16 protein-coding genes are annotated in these 14,935 nt (G+C 67.2%); 12 read left to right on the top strand and 4 right to left on the bottom strand.

Annotated elements, in window-relative coordinates; translation table 11 throughout:
• Positions 1 to 104 precede the first annotated feature (104 nt).
• Together XaplCFBP3123_RS00955 and XaplCFBP3123_RS00950 are read left to right on the top strand one after the other, a co-directional pair.
• Complete coding sequence (locus XaplCFBP3123_RS00955) at positions 105 to 785, top strand: carbonic anhydrase (protein WP_016902474.1); 681 nt, start codon at positions 105 to 107, stop codon at positions 783 to 785.
• 11 nt (positions 786 to 796) lie between these two features.
• A complete protein-coding gene (locus tag XaplCFBP3123_RS00950; RefSeq protein ID WP_104532416.1) occupies positions 797 to 2,365 on the top strand; it encodes a SulP family inorganic anion transporter in 1,569 nt (522 codons plus the stop codon).
• A gap of 205 nt (positions 2,366 to 2,570) precedes the next feature.
• Here XaplCFBP3123_RS00950 and nth read toward each other — a convergent pair whose 3' ends face one another.
• From nth to XaplCFBP3123_RS00935, 3 genes are read right to left on the bottom strand one after another with little or no spacing between them, the layout of a single operon-like run.
• Positions 2,571 to 3,281 (bottom strand): endonuclease III, encoded by a 711-nt coding sequence (gene nth / locus XaplCFBP3123_RS00945; protein WP_104532415.1) that lies wholly within the window; start codon positions 3,279 to 3,281, stop codon positions 2,571 to 2,573.
• Positions 3,278 to 3,658 carry a hypothetical protein gene (locus XaplCFBP3123_RS00940; RefSeq protein WP_104532414.1) on the bottom strand — a complete coding sequence of 127 codons (381 nt, stop codon included), beginning with the start codon at positions 3,656 to 3,658 and terminating at the stop codon, positions 3,278 to 3,280. Before XaplCFBP3123_RS00940 ends, nth begins: the two co-directional genes overlap by 4 nt.
• 10 nt (positions 3,659 to 3,668) lie before the next feature.
• Complete coding sequence (locus tag XaplCFBP3123_RS00935) at positions 3,669 to 4,451, bottom strand: enoyl-CoA hydratase-related protein (RefSeq protein ID WP_104532413.1); 783 nt, start codon at positions 4,449 to 4,451, stop codon at positions 3,669 to 3,671.
• 163 nt (positions 4,452 to 4,614) lie between these two features.
• Between XaplCFBP3123_RS00935 and XaplCFBP3123_RS00930 the strand changes: the two genes are divergently transcribed.
• From XaplCFBP3123_RS00930 to XaplCFBP3123_RS00915, 4 genes are all read left to right on the top strand, one after another.
• Positions 4,615 to 5,313, top strand: a complete 699-nt coding sequence (locus XaplCFBP3123_RS00930) for an FKBP-type peptidyl-prolyl cis-trans isomerase N-terminal domain-containing protein (protein ID WP_016902469.1) — start codon at positions 4,615 to 4,617, stop codon at positions 5,311 to 5,313.
• A 120-nt stretch (positions 5,314 to 5,433) separates the two neighbouring features.
• Positions 5,434 to 6,231 (top strand): CoA pyrophosphatase, encoded by a 798-nt coding sequence (locus XaplCFBP3123_RS00925; protein WP_104532412.1) that lies wholly within the window; start codon positions 5,434 to 5,436, stop codon positions 6,229 to 6,231.
• On the top strand, positions 6,228 to 7,100 hold the full coding sequence (locus XaplCFBP3123_RS00920; protein WP_104532411.1) for a sulfurtransferase: 873 nt from the start codon (positions 6,228 to 6,230) through the stop codon (positions 7,098 to 7,100). Before XaplCFBP3123_RS00925 ends, XaplCFBP3123_RS00920 begins: the two co-directional genes overlap by 4 nt.
• A gap of 93 nt (positions 7,101 to 7,193) precedes the next feature.
• A complete protein-coding gene (locus XaplCFBP3123_RS00915; RefSeq protein WP_104532410.1) occupies positions 7,194 to 8,147 on the top strand; it encodes a DUF1684 domain-containing protein in 954 nt (317 codons plus the stop codon).
• Positions 8,148 to 8,201: 54 nt separating this feature from the next.
• Here XaplCFBP3123_RS00915 and XaplCFBP3123_RS00910 read toward each other — a convergent pair whose 3' ends face one another.
• Complete coding sequence (locus XaplCFBP3123_RS00910; protein ID WP_104532409.1) at positions 8,202 to 8,777, bottom strand: N-acetylmuramoyl-L-alanine amidase; 576 nt, start codon at positions 8,775 to 8,777, stop codon at positions 8,202 to 8,204.
• Positions 8,778 to 8,800: 23 nt separating this feature from the next.
• Here XaplCFBP3123_RS00910 and XaplCFBP3123_RS00905 point away from each other — a divergent pair, with 23 nt between their 5' ends.
• The 6 genes from XaplCFBP3123_RS00905 (at position 8,801) to rlmKL (ending at position 14,831) form a co-directional block, all read left to right on the top strand.
• Positions 8,801 to 9,292, top strand: a complete 492-nt coding sequence (locus XaplCFBP3123_RS00905) for an MOSC domain-containing protein (RefSeq protein ID WP_104532408.1) — start codon at positions 8,801 to 8,803, stop codon at positions 9,290 to 9,292.
• Positions 9,289 to 9,816: a YqiA/YcfP family alpha/beta fold hydrolase gene (locus XaplCFBP3123_RS00900; protein ID WP_104532407.1), complete on the top strand. Its 528-nt coding sequence runs from the start codon at positions 9,289 to 9,291 to the stop codon at positions 9,814 to 9,816. The genes XaplCFBP3123_RS00905 and XaplCFBP3123_RS00900 overlap by 4 nt, the downstream gene beginning before the upstream one ends.
• Before the next feature lie 40 nt (positions 9,817 to 9,856).
• Positions 9,857 to 10,363: a GNAT family N-acetyltransferase gene (locus XaplCFBP3123_RS00895; RefSeq protein WP_104532406.1), complete on the top strand. Its 507-nt coding sequence runs from the start codon at positions 9,857 to 9,859 to the stop codon at positions 10,361 to 10,363.
• Between the two features lie 552 nt (positions 10,364 to 10,915).
• The gene (locus XaplCFBP3123_RS00885) at positions 10,916 to 12,529 is read left to right on the top strand and encodes an ABC-F family ATP-binding cassette domain-containing protein (protein ID WP_104532404.1); all 1,614 of its coding nucleotides are present in this window, start codon (positions 10,916 to 10,918) and stop codon (positions 12,527 to 12,529) included.
• Positions 12,508 to 12,699, top strand: coding sequence for a hypothetical protein (locus tag XaplCFBP3123_RS00880; protein WP_104532403.1), 192 nt, complete (start codon positions 12,508 to 12,510; stop codon positions 12,697 to 12,699). The genes XaplCFBP3123_RS00885 and XaplCFBP3123_RS00880 overlap by 22 nt, the downstream gene beginning before the upstream one ends.
• Positions 12,696 to 14,831 (top strand): bifunctional 23S rRNA (guanine(2069)-N(7))-methyltransferase RlmK/23S rRNA (guanine(2445)-N(2))-methyltransferase RlmL, encoded by a 2,136-nt coding sequence (gene rlmKL, locus XaplCFBP3123_RS00875; RefSeq protein ID WP_104532402.1) that lies wholly within the window; start codon positions 12,696 to 12,698, stop codon positions 14,829 to 14,831. Before XaplCFBP3123_RS00880 ends, rlmKL begins: the two co-directional genes overlap by 4 nt.
• The last annotated feature ends 104 nt before the right edge of the window (positions 14,832 to 14,935 follow it).

Genomic DNA, 14,935 nt, shown 5'->3' with positions numbered 1-14,935 from the left:
AGTCGCGTCAACCGGTGCAGCGCACCGGCTTCCTTTGACTTGTTCGTTTTTGCACTTCGCGGTTTGCGCCGCGGATGGCCATTCGTTGCCTAGAGGTATCTCCCATGGAAAGTTTGCTAGAAGGTTTTCGTCATTTCCGTAAGGAAGTGTATCCGCGCCAGAGTGCGCGCTTTCAGGAACTGGCCGGCGGCCAGAGTCCGCATACATTGTTCATTACCTGCGCCGATTCGCGCGTCATGCCGGAGCTGATCTTCTCCGCACAGCCGGGCGAACTGTTCGTCTATCGCAACATCGGCAATGTGGTGCCGCCTTATTCCCAGCACGTCAGCGGCGTGGTTGCGGCAATCGAATACGCCATCGCCGTGTTGGGCGTACGGCACATCGTGATCTGCGGTCATACCGACTGCGGCGCAATGAAGGCCGTGCTCAAGCCGGAATCGCTGGAAGACGTGCCATCCGTGGCGGCGTGGCTCAAGCACACCGACGCGGCGCGTCACGTCACGGCCCATCACGGACACGATCCGCACAGCCAGGAAGCGCTGAGCTGCATGACCGAAGAGAACGTGGTCTCGCAGCTGGACCATCTGCGGACGCAGCCGGTGGTCGCCGCGCGTCTGGCTGCCGGTACGTTGCGCATCCACGGCTGGATCTATGACATCGCCCACGGCGAGATCCGCGCCTTCGATGCCGAGAAGGGTGGCTTCCGTCCGTTGCTGGCTGACAACACCCCCGAAGCCACCCCGCGTCCGCGACTGCAGCAAGTCGTGCGCGCTGAACTCGCCTGACGGAGCACATGATGAACACATCAGGTATCGGCGGATATTTCCGTCAGGGACTGTTCGGGCGTGATTTGTTGTCGTCTGTCGTGGTCTTCCTCGTCGCGCTCCCGTTGTGCATGGGCATTGCGATCGCTTCCGGCATGCCGCCGGCCACAGGCCTGATCACCGGCATCATCGGTGGACTGGTCGTTGGCTTCCTGGCGGGCTCTCCTTTGCAGGTGAGCGGACCGGCCGCCGGCCTGGCTGTGTTGGTGTTCGAACTGGTCCGCGAGCACGGAATCGCCGCACTCGGTCCGGTGATCCTGCTGGCCGGTGCGATTCAATTGATCGCCGGTCTGTGCCGCGCAGGCGTGTGGTTCCGGATGACGTCGCCGGCCGTGGTGGCCGGCATGTTGTCGGGCATCGGCATCCTGATCGTGGCCTCGCAGGCGCATGTGCTGATGGACGCGGCTCCCAAGGCGCGCGGTCTGGAAAACTTCGCTGCATTGCCGGCCGTGGTGTGGCAGGCAGTCACCGAAGGCACTGGCCGTACCGCGTTGTTTGTGGGCCTGGCCACCATCGGCATCATCCTGGCCTGGGACAAGCTGCGTCCACAGCGTTTGCGCTTCCTGCCGGGTGCGTTGATCGCGGTGGTGGTGGTCACGGCGACGGTGCAGTTGCAGGGCCTGAACGTCAACAAGGTCGACGTGCCGACCAATCTGTTCTCGGCGATCAGCATCCCCAGCGTCTCGGACATCTTCGGCGTGTTCAATGCGACCTTGCTGGTGTCGGCGGTGACCTTTGCCTTCATCGCCAGCGCAGAGACCTTGCTGTCGGCGGCGGCGGTGGACCGCATGCATCAGGGCGCGCGTACGCAGTACGACCGTGAGCTGGCGGCGCAGGGCGTGGGCAATATGCTGTGCGGCTTCCTGGGCGCATTGCCGATGACCGGCGTGATCGTGCGTAGCGCGGCCAATGTGCAGGCCGGTGCGGCCACGCGCATGTCCACGGTGCTGCATGGCGGCTGGTTGCTGGTCTTCGCGATGCTGCTGCCGTGGCTGTTGCGGATGACGCCAGTGGCATGTCTGGCCGGCATCCTGGTCTACACCGGCGTGAAGATGATCAAGATCGGGCAGGTCAAGGAGCTGGCGACCTATGGTCGTGGCACCGCGGCGATCTACCTGGCGACCACCTTCGCGATCGTGGCGACCGACCTGCTGACCGGTGTGCTGATCGGTTTCGGCCTGTCGTTGTTCCGTCTGGCCCTGCATTCGTCGCGCCTGAAGGTGGACGTGCGTGAGCACGAGCACAAGAAGGACGAGATGCATCTGACCCTGCAGGGCTCGGCAACGTTCCTGAAGGTGCCGGCGATGGCGCGTACGCTGGAAAGCGTGCCACCGAACACCGCACTGCATCTGGACGTGGCCAAGCTGCATCACGTCGACCATGCCTGCATCGAGTTGTTGCGCGACTGGAGCCGGAATGCGGCCTCGCGCGGCTGCGAGCTGGTGGTGGACTGGAACGAGCTGGATCGACGCGTTGAAGGCCAGCCAGCGGTGGAAAGCGTGCTGGTCGAACAGCGCGTCGAACAGGCCAAGGCGGCGTAAACCTGCTGCAAACGCCCGGTGTTCGCGCCGGGTGATCTCTATCGTGACCGGGTGATGCATGGCGCCGCAAGACGCATCATCCGGTCGCGATTTTTTTTTGGAGCCGGGAATCGGGAATCGGGATTGGGGAATCGCAAAAGCACGGGTTTGCGCTGCCGGCGTGATTGTCTAGCGTCGGCTGCAGGTTGGTTGTCGTGACGCCTGGTTAGCTTTTTGGAGCTGTCGGCCGTTCGGCGGGGGCGGGGGTCTTGTCGCGGTAGCGGCATAGGTCGTGGATCACGCAGCCTGGGCAATCGGGTTTGCGTGCCTTGCAGACGTAGCGGCCATGCAGGATGAGCCAGTGATGTGCGTCGTGCAGAAATTCGGCAGGAATGACCTTGACCAGTGTGTCCTCGACCGCGCGCACATCCTTGCCGGGGGCAAGACCGGTGCGGTTGGCGACGCGGAAGATATGCGTGTCCACCGCCATGGTGGGCTCGCCGAACGCGGTGTTTAGCACGACGTTTGCAGTCTTGCGGCCGACGCCGGGTAATGCTTCCAGCGCAGCGCGATCGTGCGGTACTTCGCCGCCGTATTGCTCCAGCAGAATCCTGCAGGTGGCGATGACGTTCTTTGCCTTCGCATTGAACAGGCCGATGGTGGCGATGTAGCGCTTCAGTCCTTCTTCGCCCAGATCGAGAATGTCGCGCGGGGTATTGGCCACCGGATACAGCTTGCGGGTGGCCTTGTTGACGCCGACATCGGTGGCTTGTGCCGATAGCAGTACCGCGATCAGCAACTCGAAGGGCGTGGTGTATTCCAGCTCGGTGGTCGGGTGCGGATTGAGCTCGCGCAGCCGCGCGAACATCTCCTGTACTTCAGGCTTGCGCATGCTGCTGCCGCGCCGTGCCGGCGGGGTCGGGCGGATCGCGTTCATGGCTGTGCACCGCCAGCGGCCTTGGCCTTGGCGCGTGCCAGGATGGCTGCGGCCAGCGGCGGTAATGCGGCCGCCGCCGGTTGGCTGGGCGCCGGTGCAGGCGTCCGGCGTGCATCGCGTTCGGCGGCACGACGTTGCAGGCGCGCGGCGCGTGCGCGGTAGCGTTCGCGTGCGGCCCAGGCATCGCGCAGCCGTCGTTGTGCGGCCAGCAGCACCGCGCTCAGCTGCGGGCAGGCCGGATCCAGCAGGTCGTCGCGTGAATCGGGCCGGTACTCCATCAGGCCCAGTGCCAGCGCGCGATCGAGATCGTCCGCGTGTACGCAGTCGAACAACTGGAGGGGCAGTGGACGTGGTGCCGGGTTGGGGTCGAACGTCATGGCAGGCCGGTCAGCGATTGAGAAAGTGCGCGGGGCGTTTTTCGAGAAAGGCGCCGGTGCCCTCGCGCATGTCGTCGCTGGCGAACAGCAGCGCAAATTGCGCGGTTTCCAGCTGCAGGCCTTCTTCGATGGCGCATTCGCCACCGAACACCACCGCATCCAGAATGCCGCGCAGCGCGAGCGGTGCGGCAGCGGCCAGGCGCTGTGCCAGGGCGAGGGTTTCGTCCTGCAGCGCCTCCGGCTCGACCACCCGATTGACCAAACCCAACTGAAACGCGCGCGCGGCATCGATCGGCAGGCCGAGCAGGCACAGTTCCAGCGCCGCCGCTCGCCCGGTCAGACGCAATAGCCGCTGCGTGCCGCCGAAACCGGGGATCAGGCCGAGATTGATTTCCGGCTGCCCCAGGCGCGCGCTGGATGCGGCGATGCGCAGATGGCACGCCATCGCCAGCTCCAGTCCGCCGCCGAGTGCAAAGCCATTGACCATGGCGATCACCGGCTTGGGCATGCGCTCGATCCGGCGCATCAGTTGCTGACCGAGCAGCGAGAACTCGCGGCCCTGCATCGCCGACAGAGCGCGCATTTCGGCGATGTCCGCGCCCGCGACAAACGCCTTGGGGCCGGCACCGGTCAGGATCACCACACGGATGTCGTCCGCGCTTGCTGCTTCGGCGAAGGCGTGATCCAGCGCCCGCAGCGTTTCCTGGTTCAAGGCGTTCAGTTTGTCCGGTCGATTGACCGTGATCGTCCGTACACCGGCGTGGTCGGCGATCAGAATGACGTGATTGGACATGGAAATCCTTGCGAACGTAAAAAATTAGTAAATGCGGAACTTCCGAAAGCCTTGCTGGTCATAGCTTTCGTGATAAGTAGCGGTTCGGTATCGCGGCCGCTATCCTAGCGCGTCATCTCAGGCGGCAGACCCGTCCTGTGCCACCACCCTGGAGAATTGTTTGATGAAGTTGCGTTCTATCGCGGTCGCTGTGGCGGCCCTGGCCCTGACGGGCAATGCACTGGCCCAGGACACGACGTCCGAGAAGGGCAAGTTGAGCTACTACTTCGGCTATGACTACGGCAACAATCTTGCCGAGCTCACCGGTCGCGGCGAGCAGCTCGACATCAACTCGGTGGTAAAGGGGCTGCAAGACGCCTATGCCAAGAAGCAGCCGGCGATCACCGCCGACCAGCTGAAGCCGGCTGTCGAAGCGTTCCAGAAGCGTGAGCAGGGCCGCGCCCAGCAGGCCAAGGCCGAGTACGACAAGGCCGCTGCTGCCAACAAGACCAAGAGCGACCAGTTCCTGGCCAAGAACAAGGGCACCGCTGGCGTGCAGACGCTGCCGAGCGGCGTGCAGTACCGCGTGATCGAAGCAGGCAAGGGCGCCAAGCCGACCCAGGCCAGCACCGTGCAGCTGGAAGTGGCCGGTCCGTTCCCGTTCGGCGACCGCGAGAAGGCGCGTCCGGCGCAGCAGATCCCGGCCATCAAGGTCAGCGAAGTCGAAATGCAGGCCATGCGCGACACGCTGCTGCAGATGCCGGCCGGCTCGAAGTGGGAAGTGACCCTGCCGCCGGAGAAGGCCTACGGTGCCGACCCGCGTACTCCGTTCCCGCCGAACGTGGCAGTGCAGTTCGAGATCAAGCTGGTCAGCGTCAAGTAATTGCGTTCGATGTCGCTGTGACAACGCCGGCCACCAGGCCGGCGTTGTCGTTTGGGTCCGGCGGATATGTGCGACGGGATGGACGAACGGCGTGACGATGCGGTGCGGCGGGAGCCAGCGATGAGCGACACGGATTCGAACTGCAGTGGCCTGCCCAGCCCGTGTATCGGTGTATGTTCGCTGGACGCGCAGGCGCACTGTGTCGGCTGCCTGCGCAGCCTTGATGAAATTGCACGCTGGATGAGCATGAGCGACGTCGAACGTCAGGAGTATCTGCACGCGGTTCTGCCGGCGCGCGCATTGGCCGCGCAGCTGCCCGAATGGGCGCAGTTGCGGCGTGCGTTGTATGCGCTGGACACCGCGCCCGACGGGCCGGGCTGGAATCATGCCGAATTGATCGACCTGACCGACGGCGGCGCGTCTGCCGAGGCCGCGGTGCTGTGCGGTCTTGTGCCGCGCGCGCAGGGCGCCATGGTGCTGCTGACCCGGCGCACCGACAGCCTGCGTCACCATGCCGGGCAGGTCAGTTTTCCCGGTGGACGGATCGAGCCGTCGGATGCGGATGCAGCCGCTGCAGCCTTGCGCGAGAGTTGCGAAGAAATCGCGCTCGGCGCCGGCCAGGTGCATGCGCTGGGATATCTGGATCCGTTTCTGACCGTGAGCGGTTTTCGCGTCACCCCGGTGGTGGCGGTGATCGACCCGGCGTTCGTGGCGGTGCCGCAGCCGGACGAAGTGGCCGAGGTGTTCGAGGTGCCGCTGGCCTATCTGATGGATCCGGACAACCTGCGCAGCGTGGAGCTGGAGTTTCGCGGCCGGCCACGCCGCGTACTGGAATACGACTGGCCGGGCCACCGCATCTGGGGTGCCACCGCGGCCATTCTCCTCAATCTTCGTCGTCGTCTGGAGCAGGTTGCATGAGCGCGGAACCCCGCTGGACCACGCTGGTCGACAGCGCCACGCTGGCAGCGGCGTTGCCGCATCCGCCGGTGCGATTGCTGGACGCGCGCGCTGCGCCACCGACTGCGCCGGATCCGGATGCAGCGCGCAAGGCCTATGCGCAGGGGCATCTGCCCGGCGCGTACTACGTCGATCTCGACGACGATCTGGCCGATCTGTCGCAGCCTGCACAGGGGCGGCACCCGCTACCGCACAGCGCGGCATTCGCCAGGCGGCTGGGCGAGTGGGGGATCGACCCGGACAGCCAGGTGGTGATCTACGACGCCGCCGACGGCAGCATGGCCGCGGCGCGGGCATGGTGGATGCTGCGGTTGATGGGGCATCGCCGCGTGGCGGTGCTCGATGGCGGGCTGGCCGCCTGGCGCGCTGCCGGATTGCCGGAAAGCACCGAGCCGCCTGCCTTGCGCAATGGCGCGGCGTATCCGGGCAGCTTCGACAGCGATGCCGTGGTCGAGGCCGGGCAGATCCTGGCGCGGCTGGATCAGGCGCCGGGCTGGTTGCTGGATGCGCGAGCCGGTGAGCGTTTTCGCGGCGAGGTGGAGCAGGTCGATCCGGTGGCCGGGCATGTGCCTGGTGCGGTGAGCCGCCCCTTGGGCGTGAGCCTGCGCGACGGGCGGTTCAAGCCGGCAGAGGAGCTGCGCACCGAGTTGTCGGCGCTGCTGGGCGCGTATCGTCCCGAGCAGGCGGTGGTGATGTGCGGCTCCGGGGTGACCGCATGCCATCTGCTGCTGGCACTGGAAGTGGCCGGATTGTCGGGCGCGCGCGTTTACGCCGGCTCCTGGAGTGGGTGGCTGCAGGATTCCACACGTCCGGTCGCGACCAGCCCCTGATTGCAGGCACAATGGCGGCAGGAACGGTGACCTGTGGGGACGCAGGTTCGCTGCGCGGAGCGCAGTTTCTCGCAGTGCTGGGTGACTCATCTCATGCGGTTGCAGTTGCAGGTCGGCGCGCTGTGCGTCGCGATGCTGTCGATGGCTGCCTGTTCGGCGGGGTCGACCGCCGACGCCAACGGTGCGCGCATCGCCGGGCGTGGACAGAGCGACCGCCATGCGGTGTATCAGGTCGAACTCGAACGTGCACGTGCCGAGCGCGTGCAGCGCTTGCGTGCGCCCGACGGTTGGCTGAGCTACACCGGCTCCGGGCGTGTGCGTGCAGGCCATTACCGGGTGGGCAGCGACCCGCGTAGCGATCTGGTATTGCCGGCAGGTCCTGGGCAACTAGGGCGGCTGACGCTGGAGAGCGACGGCCGCGCGCACTTCGACGCCGCGGCCACCGCACCGGTGCACTTGAACGGGCAGCGCATCGATCGCGTGCGCCTGCAACCGGAGCGCGCAGGGCGGCGCGGCGATCGCCTGGATGTGGAGGGCCGGCAGTTCTATCTGGTGCAGACCGGCAGCTTGTTCGGCTGGCGTTTCCGCGACCCGGCAGCGCCGCTGCTGACCCACTTCGCCGGGCTGGAATATTTTCCCATCGATCCGCACTGGCGCATCCGAGCGCGCTGGCAGGCGTATCCCATGCCGCGTACGACCACGCTGCTGACGTCGATCGGCACACCGCTCACTGTCCAGGTGCCGGGCGAGGCGGTGTTTTCGCGCAATGGCCAGGACTACCGGTTGCAGCCGATCGTCAGCGACGACGGGCAGGGCCTGTTTTTCCTGTTCGTCGATCGCACCAGCGGCAAGGAAAGTTATGGCGGTGCACGTTATCTCTACACCGCAGCGCCACACGATGGCCGGCTCGTGCTCGACTTCAATCTGGCCGAGAATCCGCCCTGCGCGTTGACGCCGCACGTGGTCTGCCCGATTGCATCTCCGGAAAATCGCCTGGACCTGGCGGTGAATGCAGGCGAGAAGACCTACCGCGCGGCCGAGCGCTGAGCGCTGCACAGGCGAAGGCGGCATGCAGGGTTGATGGCGTTGTGGGCGCCGCTGCTAGCGCGGCGTATGCGACCAGCTGACCGCCGCTTCGATCTGCGGCCACGGAAACAGCGGGCCGGGGTCGAGCTTGCGTTGGATCTTGCGCGACGAGTCGTCGCTGGCCGCTTCCTGGGTGGTGTCCAGTGCCTGGTGGCCGGCGATGCGGCGTATCGACGGCAGCTGCTGCTGCAGCCACTGCAGCAGCGTGATCAGCGCGTTGATCTGCGCCTGCGGATACGTCTCGCTCATGCATTGATGGCGCGAGTCCAGCCAGTGCGGGTAACGGCCGCTGTTGACCAGTTCGATGCCCAGCGTATGCGGGTTGTGGCCGCGCACGTGATGGGCGACGCGCTCCAGCGCGACGTATTGCTGGATGCTGCCGTTGCGGTCGATGTAGTAATGCCCGCTGTTGCCGGTGCCGCTGTCGTAGAGCACGCGTTCGCCGTATTCGCGCGCCATCGCCATGTCGGGCAATTCGGTGCAATGGATGACCACCATGTCGATTTGCGTGAGCGCGCGTCGCGCCAGCCGCGATTCGTAGGGCAACGGCGCGTAGGTGATCGGTGGCGACGGCAGGACGGCATCGGACATGGGGCGGATGCTAGCATTGCCCGATGGCTTTGAATCCCGACAGCCCATTGGGCAAACTGATGGCAACCGTGCCGCAGACCGGCCAGGTGGCCTGGATCGGCGTGCGCCCGGCGCGCGACGTGGACATGATCGAGGTGGACGCGGCGCAGGCCACCACCGGCAACGGCCTGGTCGGCGACCGCTACAAGGGCGGCAGCGGCAAGCGCGGCGTGACCTTGATCCAGGCCGAGCATCTGCCGGTGATCGCGGCGCTGGCCGGCCATCCCACGATTGCGCCAGCCACCTTGCGCCGCAACCTGGTGGTGTCCGGCATCCCGCTGATCGCCTTGAAAGGGCGTCGCTTCCGCATCGGCGATGTCGAGCTGGAAGGTACCGACCCCTGCGATCCGTGCTCGCGCATGGAAGACGCGCTGGGCGCGGGCGGCTACAACGCCATGCGCGGCCATGGCGGCTTGTGCGCGCGCATCCTGCGTGGCGGTGTGCTGCGCATCGGCGATACGGTGCAGGCGCTATGAGTCGCGGTCATTGCATCCTGTCGCATGGTTTCGAAAGCGGCCCCGATGCGCTGAAGGTCACCGCCTTGGCCGATGTCGCCGGGCAGTTGGGCTGGACCCACGAGCGCCCGGACTACACAGATCTGGACGCACGCCGCGAGGTGAGTTCGCTCGGCGATGTGCAGGGCCGGCTGCAACGTCTGCTGGAGATCGCGCGTGCGGCGGCCGACAAGGGCCCGCTGGTGCTGGTCGGTTCCAGCCTGGGCTCGTATATCGCCGCGCAGGTATCGTTGCAGGTGCCGACGCGCGGGTTGTTCCTGATGGTGCCGCCGACCAGGATGGGGCCGCTGCCGGCACTGGATGCGGCGCGCGTGCCGATTTCCATCGTGCATGCCTGGCGCGATGAATTGATTCCGGCCAGCGATGTGATCGCCTGGGCGCAGGCGCGCCAAGCGCGCTTGCTGCTGGTCGACGACGAACACCGGCTAGCGTCGCATGTCGATGCGACGGCGCGGGCCTTCGCCGAACTGTTGCAGAGCCTGTGATGCGCAACCGGTTGAGGGTGTTCGGGTTGCGGGGCGTCCGATGAACGTGCTGATTCGCGAAGCGAGCGATGGCGATGCCGCAGCGATCGAACTGCTGACGATGGTCGCGTTCATGCGCGACGAACAGAGCCGCCACGACGAGCAGCACGTGATCGCCGGGTTGCGCAACGACGGCGCGCTGGCGTTGTCGCTGGTGGCCGACCACGACGGGTATGTGGTCGGGCACCTGGCGGTATCGCCGGTGTCGCTGTCGGACGATTCGCCCGGCTGGTACGCGTTGGGTCCGCTGGCGATCGGGCCGGGGCATCAGCGCCAGGGGCTGGGCACGCGTCTGGTGCAGGCAGCGCTGGCCGGCTTGCGCGAGCGTGGTGCGGCCGGTTGCCTGGCATTGGGCGAGCCGGCGTTTTTCAGGCGTCTGGGCTTTGCGGCGGAGCCGGGGCTGGTGTTGCCCGGCGTCCCGGCATCCGAGCTGCAGGCGCTGGCGTTCGGCGACCGCCTGCTGCCGCTGGCCGATGTCGCCTATCACCCGGCGTTCGGCCTGGGTTGAGTTCAGCCGTCGGCGACCGGTTGCCGCGATCCACGCCAGGCTGTGCGGGCCGTGGCAGTTCGCTCGGCCGTATCTTCCATCGCTGCAGAGACGCCGTTGCGCCGGGAGTGATCGCGGCATGGCGAGCGCTGCGATTGGCGCGCTCCCGCCGAGGTGGACGATGCAACGTGACGACGACGACCTGGGCCAGGTCGTGCAGGCGGGCCGGCTGATGTCCCACGGCAGCGATGACCAGGACGATGCCGCCTTCGATGGCGCCTGGCAGTGGGCAACGGGCCAGCCTGCAGGAGCTCGACCACGACCATGTCTGCAAGGGCGGGTGCTTGCCATGCTGCGCTTGAACACGGCCAATCTGCCGCGGTGCCCGGATGCTTGCGCAGCGTTGCACGTGAGGGATTTGGCTTGCGTCGCAGGCTGACCTACACTTTGCCGCGTTGCCCACTGTCTGAGGATTGGTCCAATGCGCCATTGATGCCGCCGTCGTGATGACGGCCTTACCCGCTGCCGGTCCAGCTGGATCGGTGCGTGTGCTGGCATGCAATGGAGACCCGTATGACCTGTTCGTCGCTGACGCTGGAAAGCGTTGCGTATGTGCTGCCCGATGGCAGCACGCTATTTTCCGATCTGCATATCCACATCGACCAACGCGCCACCGGCCTGGTCGGGCGCAATGGCGTGGGCAAGAGCGTGCTTGCGCGCCTGCTGGCCGGCGAGTTGCTGCCCAGTGCCGGGCGTTGCGTGCGCAACGGCAGCGTGCATTACCTGCCGCAGCGCGTGCGCGTTGCGCCGGGGCAGAGCATTGCCGAACTGGCCGGTGTCGCGCCGCTGCTGGAGGCGCTGGACCGCATCGCCGCCGGCAGCGTTGCGCCCGCCGATTTCGAACTCGTCGGCGAGCGCTGGGCCGCCCATGCGCAATTTGCCGCAGAACTCGAACGGCAAGGCCTGGGTGGGCGCGATCCGCGGGCACCGGCCGCGCAGCTCAGCGGCGGCGAAGCGATGCGCGTGGCGCTCGCCGGTGCGTTTCTGACCCGGCCGGACCTGTTGATTCTGGACGAGCCCAGCAATCACCTGGATGGCCCGCAACGCCAGCGGCTGATGGATCAGTTGCTGGCGTGGAGCGGTGGCTTGCTGGTGATCAGCCACGACCGCGGCCTGCTCGATGCGATGCAGCGCATCCTGGAACTGTCCGCGCAGGGGCTGCGCAGCTATGGCAGCAATTACGCGTTCTATGCGCAGCAGCGCGCCATCGAACAGCAGGCGGCCAGCGCGTTGCTGGCCCAGCGCAAACAGGCGCGCGCGCGCGGCGAGCAGGCGCTGCGCGAGCAGCAGCAGCATCAACAGCAACGCCAGGCACGCGGCGCGCGTGCTGCAGGGCAGGCCAATCAGGCTTCGATCCTGCTCGGTGCGCAGAAGCAGCGCAGCGAGATCAGCGCGGGGCGGCTGCAACAGCAGCGGCAGGCCGAACAGGCGCGGCTGAGCAAGTCGGTGGTGCAGGCCGCAGCGCAGCTGCAGGACGACCCCACCATCGCGGTACTGGCGCCGACATCACCCGCCGGCGCATCGCGGCGGTTGGCCACGCTGCAACAGGTGGAACTGGCGCACGGGCGGCTGGGTGGGCGGCGGGTGGATCTGCTGCTGCATGGGCAGCCGCGGATCGGCCTGGTCGGTCCCAATGGCAGCGGCAAGTCGTCGTTGTTGCAGCTGCTGGCCGGGCGCCTGCAGCCTAGCGCGGGGCATTGCCAGGTACATGTGCCGGCGGCGTATCTGGATCAGCACCTGGGGCTGCTGGATCCGGCGCGCTCGGCCGCTGCGCAGCTGCACGATGCAGACCCGGGCGCGCCAGCCCACGCACAGCGGCTGCGCCTGGCGCTGCTGGGGCTGGACCAGCAGCGTGCCGACCTGCCCACCGGCCAGCTCAGCGGCGGCCAACGGCTCAAGGCGGCGCTGGCCTGTGCGCTGTACCGGGTGCAGCCGGCGCAACTGCTGTTGCTGGACGAGCCGACCAACCACCTGGATCTGGCATCGGTTGAGGCGATCGAGGCGTTGCTGCACAGCTACCCGGGTGCGCTGATCGTCGCCTCGCACGATGCCGCGTTCCTGCAGCGGCTGGGCCTGCGGCAGCGCCTGGACACCGCGCAGCCGCAGTGGCAGCTGGCGCCGTGGTGAACCGCGCGGCGGGCGATCCGGCCGGCGGGCTGGTAAAGCCGGCTCCGATGGCCGACCATTTGCGCCCCGCCCGCGGCGGCCACGGCTTTGCCCTCCAGGGTGCCGGCCCAGCGTCCTGCTCCCACGCTCGCCCTCACGGCCAGCGTCTCCATCGATACCTGCCTACGTGAAATTCTTCGCATCCTGTGCCAAGGGCCTGGAATACCTGCTTGCCGACGAGCTGCTGTCGCTCGGTGCCAGCAAGGCCACCGCCACCATCTCCGGCGTCAACGTCGAGGGCGACCTGCGCGATGCGCAGCGCGCCGTGCTGTGGTCGCGTCTGGCCAGCCGCGTGCTGTGGCCGCTGAGCGAGTTCGATTGCCCGGACGAGGACGCGCTGTATGCCGGCGTGGCCGAATTGCCGTGGGACGAACATCTGTCCGTCGGCCACACGCTGTCGGTGGACGCGCATGTCTCCGGCACCGCGATCACGCATGCCCGTTACGCGGCGCAGCGCATCAAGGACGCGGTGGTCGACACCATGCGCCGGCAGGGCCTGGAACGTCCGTCGGTGGATGTGGACAGCCCGGATCTGCGTCTGAACCTGTCGCTGCGCAAGGGGCGCGCCACCATTTCGGTGGATCTGGGCGGCGGCCCGCTGCACCGGCGCGGCTGGCGCATGGCGCAGAACGATGCGCCGCTGAAAGAGAATCTGGCCGCGGCGGTGTTGTTGCGCGCCGGTTGGCTGCGCGCCTACGCCGATGGCGGCGGCCTGCTGGATCCGATGTGCGGCAGCGGTACCCTGTTGATCGAAGGCGCGCTGATGGCCGCCGACGTGGCGCCCGGCCTGCAGCGCTATGGCAGCGATATCCCCAGCCGCTGGCGCGGCTTCGACCGCGAGGGCTGGCAGCAGCTGGTGAGCGAAGCGCGCGAGCGCGACAGTCTCGGCCGCGCCGCGCTCAGGCAGGTGATCCACGGCAGCGACATGGACCCGCATGCGATCCGTGCCGCGAAAGAGAATGCGCAAGTGGCCGGTGTGGCCGAGGCGATCTGGTTCGGCGTACGCGAGGTGGGCGACCTGCAGACCCCGCCGCAGGCCACCGGCGTGGTGGTGTGCAATCCGCCTTACGACGAGCGCCTGGCTGCCGATGCGGCGCTGTATCGCCGCCTGGGCGACACCTTGCAGCGCGCCGTGCCGCAATGGCGGGCCAGCCTGCTGTGCGGCAATGCCGAGCTGGCGTATGCCACCGGCCTGCGCGCCGGCAAGAAATACCAGCTGTTCAATGGCGCGATCGAGTGCGCGTTGATCGTCTGCGACCCGATCGCGGTGCCGCGGCGCACCCCGCTGGCGGCGCCGACCGCGCTCAGCGTAGGCGCGCAGATGGTCGCCAATCGCCTGCGCAAGAATCTGCAGAAGTTCAAGAAGTGGCGCGCACGCGAAGGCATCGAATGCTTCCGCGCCTACGACGCCGATCTGCCGGAATATTCCGCCGCCATCGACGTGTACCAGCAGGCCGATGGCGATCGCCGCGTGTTCCTGCACGTGCAGGAATACGCCGCGCCGGCGACGATTCCGGAAGCCGACGTGCGCCGCCGTCTGGGCGAGCTGCTGGCCGCTGCGCGCGAGGTGTTCGAGGTGCCGGGCGAACGCGTGGCGCTCAAATCGCGCGAGCGCGGCAAGGGCGGCAGCAAGTACGGCCGCTTCGAGCAGCGCAACGAGTTCATCAATGTGCGCGAGCATGGCGCCTTGCTGCGGGTGAATCTGTTCGATTACCTGGATACCGGCCTGTTCCTGGACCATCGCCCGCTGCGCGGCACCATGGCCACGCAATCGAAGGGGCGGCGCTTCCTCAACCTGTTCTGCTACACCGGTGTGGCCAGCGTGGAAGCGGCGGTGGCCGGCGCGAGCTCGACCACCAGCGTGGATCTGTCCGGCACCTATCTGCAGTGGTGCGCCGACAACCTGGCCCTGAACGGCCAGGCCGGCAGCAAGCACACGCTGGTGCAGGCCGACGCGCTGGCCTGGCTGGAAGCCGAGCGCGCGCATTTCGACGTGATCTTCTGCGACCCGCCGACCTTCTCCAACTCCGCACGCGCCGAAGACTTCGACATCCAGCGCGAACACGTGCGGCTGTTGCGTGCGGCAGTGGCGCGGCTGGCGCCGGGTGGGGTGCTGTATTTCTCCAACAACTTCCGCCGCTTCAAGCTCGACGAGGAACTGGTGGCCGAGTTTGCGCAGTGCGAGGAAATCAGCCCGCGCACCATCGACCCGGATTTCGAGCGGCATGCGCGCATCCATCGTGCCTGGCGATTGACCGCCTGATGCCGTGGCCCGGTCGCGTCTGAGCGGGCAGTGCGCGCATTGCGCGCCCGGTATCGCAGGCGCCTGGCTGGCTGCCGTGCGCCGTGCCAGCGGCGGCGTCTGAT

The organism is Xanthomonas arboricola pv. populi, assembly GCF_002939945.1.
Classification (GTDB): Bacteria; Pseudomonadota; Gammaproteobacteria; order Xanthomonadales; family Xanthomonadaceae; genus Xanthomonas; species Xanthomonas arboricola_A.
This window is presented reverse-complemented; position numbering and strand designations above follow the sequence as displayed.

Bases quoted from the DNA above. Each gene is read 5' to 3' on its own strand.
- XaplCFBP3123_RS00955 (WP_016902474.1), top strand. From the start codon at position 105: ATGGAAAGTTTGCTAGAAGGTTTTCGTCATTTCCGTAAGGAAGTGTAT.
- XaplCFBP3123_RS00950 (WP_104532416.1), top strand. From the start codon at position 797: ATGAACACATCAGGTATCGGCGGATATTTCCGTCAGGGACTGTTCGGG.
- nth (WP_104532415.1), bottom strand. From the start codon at position 3,281: ATGAACGCGATCCGCCCGACCCCGCCGGCACGGCGCGGCAGCAGCATG.
- XaplCFBP3123_RS00940 (WP_104532414.1), bottom strand. From the start codon at position 3,658: ATGACGTTCGACCCCAACCCGGCACCACGTCCACTGCCCCTCCAGTTG.
- XaplCFBP3123_RS00935 (WP_104532413.1), bottom strand. From the start codon at position 4,451: ATGTCCAATCACGTCATTCTGATCGCCGACCACGCCGGTGTACGGACG.
- XaplCFBP3123_RS00930 (WP_016902469.1), top strand. From the start codon at position 4,615: ATGAAGTTGCGTTCTATCGCGGTCGCTGTGGCGGCCCTGGCCCTGACG.
- XaplCFBP3123_RS00925 (WP_104532412.1), top strand. From the start codon at position 5,434: ATGAGCGACACGGATTCGAACTGCAGTGGCCTGCCCAGCCCGTGTATC.
- XaplCFBP3123_RS00920 (WP_104532411.1), top strand. From the start codon at position 6,228: ATGAGCGCGGAACCCCGCTGGACCACGCTGGTCGACAGCGCCACGCTG.
- XaplCFBP3123_RS00915 (WP_104532410.1), top strand. From the start codon at position 7,194: ATGCGGTTGCAGTTGCAGGTCGGCGCGCTGTGCGTCGCGATGCTGTCG.
- XaplCFBP3123_RS00910 (WP_104532409.1), bottom strand. From the start codon at position 8,777: ATGTCCGATGCCGTCCTGCCGTCGCCACCGATCACCTACGCGCCGTTG.
- XaplCFBP3123_RS00905 (WP_104532408.1), top strand. From the start codon at position 8,801: ATGGCTTTGAATCCCGACAGCCCATTGGGCAAACTGATGGCAACCGTG.
- XaplCFBP3123_RS00900 (WP_104532407.1), top strand. From the start codon at position 9,289: ATGAGTCGCGGTCATTGCATCCTGTCGCATGGTTTCGAAAGCGGCCCC.
- XaplCFBP3123_RS00895 (WP_104532406.1), top strand. From the start codon at position 9,857: ATGAACGTGCTGATTCGCGAAGCGAGCGATGGCGATGCCGCAGCGATC.
- XaplCFBP3123_RS00885 (WP_104532404.1), top strand. From the start codon at position 10,916: ATGACCTGTTCGTCGCTGACGCTGGAAAGCGTTGCGTATGTGCTGCCC.